The following is a 3,272-nucleotide window of genomic DNA, read 5'->3' as shown; positions in this document are numbered from 1 at the left end:
TTATTTCTTTCTGAAAAATATCTGAATGGGAACGCCTGTAAAATCAAAATGCTTTCTCAATACGTTCTCGATATATCTTTTGTAAGGTTCCCTTACATATTGGGGATAATTACAAAAAAAAGCAAATGAAGGTGCATGGGTGTGAAGCTGCGTAGCGTATTTGATCTGAATATATCTTCCCCGCACAGCAGGAGGAGGGAAACCATTCACTGCTTTCTCTACCACCTTGTTGAGCTGTGATGTGCTAATCCTTCTTATCCGATTTTGATACACCCTTTCAGCCTCTTCAAGAACTCTGTGTATTCTCTTCTTGTAAATTGCAGAGGTAAAGATGATTGGAATATCCTGAAAAGGAGCGATTTTTCGTTTGATCATGCGGGTGTATTCGTTGGCGGTTCCGCTGTCTTTTTCTATCAGATCCCATTTATTGACAAGCATGACTACCCCTCGACGGTTTTGCTGAATGAGTTTAAGGATGTTCAGATCCTGGGATTGAATGCCCTGTGTGGCGTCAATCATCAACAAGCATACGTCTGCATATTCTATAGACCTGATGGCCCTCATCACCGAATAGAACTCTACATCTTCGTGCACCTTTCCTTTTCTTCTCAGGCCTGCCGTATCCACAAGATAAAAATCGTGCTGAAACTTCGTATAGCGGGAATATAAAGAATCCCTGGTAGTCCCGGACACCGTAGTCACAATATTTCTTTCTTCTCCGATCAGATTATTAACAAGCGAAGATTTTCCTACATTGGGTTTTCCTACAACCGCAAATCTCGGAATATCCTCTTCCGGCGCATGATCCTTCAGTTCAAGATGTTTAAGAACTTCATCCAGTAAATCCCCGGTTCCCGATCCATGAAGCGAAGTAATGGGAAATATATCTCCCAGCCCCAGTCCGTAAAAAACATTGGCGTCATAATTTCTCTGGAGATTATCAACCTTATTGACCACGGTAATGACCTTTTTATCGATTTTCCTGAGCATATCAGCCATCTGTTGGTCCAGATCGGTGATACCGGTGGTAACATCCACAACGAATAATATTACCGATGCTTCCTCAATGGCAATTTTGACTTGTTTTCTGATTTCTTTCTCGAAAATATCCTCGGTATGTTCTATGTATCCACCTGTATCGATAAGGTTAAACATTTTTCCCTCCCATTCAACAACCCCGTAATGCCGGTCGCGGGTAACACCGCTCACCTCATCCACAATGGCCTTTCTTGATTCGGTGAGCCTGTTAAAAAGGGTGGATTTACCTACATTTGGTCTGCCCAGGATTGCCACAGTATCTTTTGCCATGCTACAGCTTTAATTGAAAGTATATAGGCGTTTCTTTCCAGTGCCTACATTGCCAATAATAGTTAAACATTATACCCCCGGGATTTTAAGAAACCATCCTTATCTCTCCATTCTTTATGTACCTTAACATAAAGATCGAGGAACACCTGCTTCTCGTAAATGGCCTCCAGCTCTTCCCGGGCCCGGATACCAATATTCTTGATGGCCTCTCCCCTGCTACCGATCAGTATTGCTTTTTGACTATCCCGCATGACATAAATGGTGGCTCTTATATTGAGTATCTGATCGGTATCTTTAAATTCCTCGATCTGCACTTCCGTTGAATAAGGAACCTCTTTTTCATAATTAAGGAATATCTTCTCCCGGATGATTTCTGAAACAAAAAAGCGCTCAGGTTTATCGGTAAGTGCATCTTTAGGATAATAGGGAGGATTCTCAGGAAGCAGTTCCAGTATCTTATCAAAAACTTCCGGCAGATAATAGCCTTTAAGGGCCGAAACAGGAATAATATGGGCGTGGGGAAGCATCTTTTTCCATTTCGAAAGAATGGGCTCCAGCTCATTCTCACGTGCCAGATCAATCTTATTGACAATCAAAATAACCGGAATATCAGTCTTTTTAATTTTTTCTATATAATCCAGGTGCTTGTCATATTTTTCCCTGATGTCAGTGACATACAAAAGTATATCGGCATCTTCAAGTGCCAGGTCGATAAACCGGAGCATCTTTTCATGGAGTTTATAATGCGGCTCAATGATCCCGGGTGTATCCGAATAGATGATCTGGAAATTTTCCCCGCTTATAATCCCCATGATCCGATGTCTGGTAGTTTGAGCCTTTGAAGTGATGATCGAAAGCTTTTCGCCCACCAACTGATTCATCAGAGTTGACTTTCCTACATTCGGATTACCTATAATATTTACAAATCCGGCTTTATTATCCATTTGGGATGTTTCCTTATTTTTTTAAGAGTCACAAAAATAATACAAATTTTCAGGTTCCCTTAATTTTAAACTAAATTTCAAATCGTTAATACCGGGAAACAACCCTCTATTGAAATCAAAAGGCTTCTTAACACGAGTCAAGAAGCCTTTTGCACTATTCCTGTTTATATGATTGATCAGTAACCCTGAAGTTTTTCCGATAATTTCTTCCTGGTGAAGAATATGCGGCTTTTAACAGTACCAATTTTAAGCTCCAGTTCCTCTGCTATTTCCTTATATTTATACCCTGAAAGGAACATCTTAAAGGGAACACGGAACTCATCGGGTAATTCCTCAATCTTTCTGTTGATTTCAATGATTGAATACTCGCTGTCCGGTGTGCTTGTAGTACTTTCCTCAGACTGGTTGATAAAATAATTATTTTCTGTTTTATCGTTGTGTGTATTCTCCTTTTGTTTTTTACGATAATTGTTAATGAATGTATTTTTCATGATGGTAAACGTCCATGCCTTCAGATTGGAATGCCCTACAAACTTATCCCTGTTGGCCAGGGCTTTATAATAAGTTTCCTGAAGCAGATCTTTTGCTTCCTCATGGTTTGAGGTCAAACTCATGGCAAACCTTTCCAGTTTGTCTTCGAGTTCTATAAGCTGTTGATTGAATTCTGTTGCCTTCATAGTTATTGATTTTTTCGTTGTATAATGTTTAAGCAAATATAAAACATATTTAAACATGATGCAAATATTTTCACGGGAATTTTTTTAAACATTTTTATTTTCTAAATAAGATAAAATGGTAAAAAAAGCCAATATTAGGATTTTTGGGTCTTTTTCTCCTGGTTATTATAAATAATAATCTCTTCCTAATTTTGTTTAAAAAAAGAACTTAATTACAAACGCAAGGTTAAACAAACATTTAACCATATGAAACCCGCATCTAGGAAACTTCACAACAAGTTAATGAAATGAGATGAAGGCAAAAAGATGTAGAAAATGTAATGCGGGGGCTACCTTGCTCCGC

The 3,272-nt window shown here is 38.9% G+C and carries 3 protein-coding genes; all 3 read right to left on the bottom strand.

Annotation, left to right across the window (positions count from 1 at the left end; genetic code table 11):
- Positions 1-1,308: a ribosome biogenesis GTPase Der gene (der, locus tag KGY70_19560; protein MBS3777401.1), complete on the bottom strand. Its 1,308-nt coding sequence runs from the start codon at positions 1,306-1,308 to the stop codon at positions 1-3.
- 62 nt (positions 1,309-1,370) lie between these two features.
- Positions 1,371-2,252: a GTPase Era gene (era, locus tag KGY70_19555; GenBank protein ID MBS3777400.1), complete on the bottom strand. Its 882-nt coding sequence runs from the start codon at positions 2,250-2,252 to the stop codon at positions 1,371-1,373.
- Positions 2,253-2,428: 176 nt separating this feature from the next.
- Positions 2,429-2,929, bottom strand: coding sequence for a sigma-70 family RNA polymerase sigma factor (locus KGY70_19550; protein MBS3777399.1), 501 nt, complete (start codon positions 2,927-2,929; stop codon positions 2,429-2,431).
- Between the last annotated feature and the right edge of the window lie 343 nt (positions 2,930-3,272).

Source organism: Bacteroidales bacterium (assembly GCA_018334875.1).
Classification (GTDB): domain Bacteria; phylum Bacteroidota; class Bacteroidia; order Bacteroidales; family UBA12077; genus JAGXLC01.
The sequence above is the reverse complement of the archived record's forward strand: the minus strand, read 5'-3'. Positions and strand labels throughout refer to the sequence as shown.

Excerpts from the sequence above, each read along its gene's own strand:
- der (MBS3777401.1), bottom strand. The coding sequence starts at position 1,308 with ATGGCAAAAGATACTGTGGCAATCCTGGGCAGACCAAATGTAGGTAAA.
- era (MBS3777400.1), bottom strand. The coding sequence starts at position 2,252 with ATGGATAATAAAGCCGGATTTGTAAATATTATAGGTAATCCGAATGTA.
- KGY70_19550 (MBS3777399.1), bottom strand. The coding sequence starts at position 2,929 with ATGAAGGCAACAGAATTCAATCAACAGCTTATAGAACTCGAAGACAAA.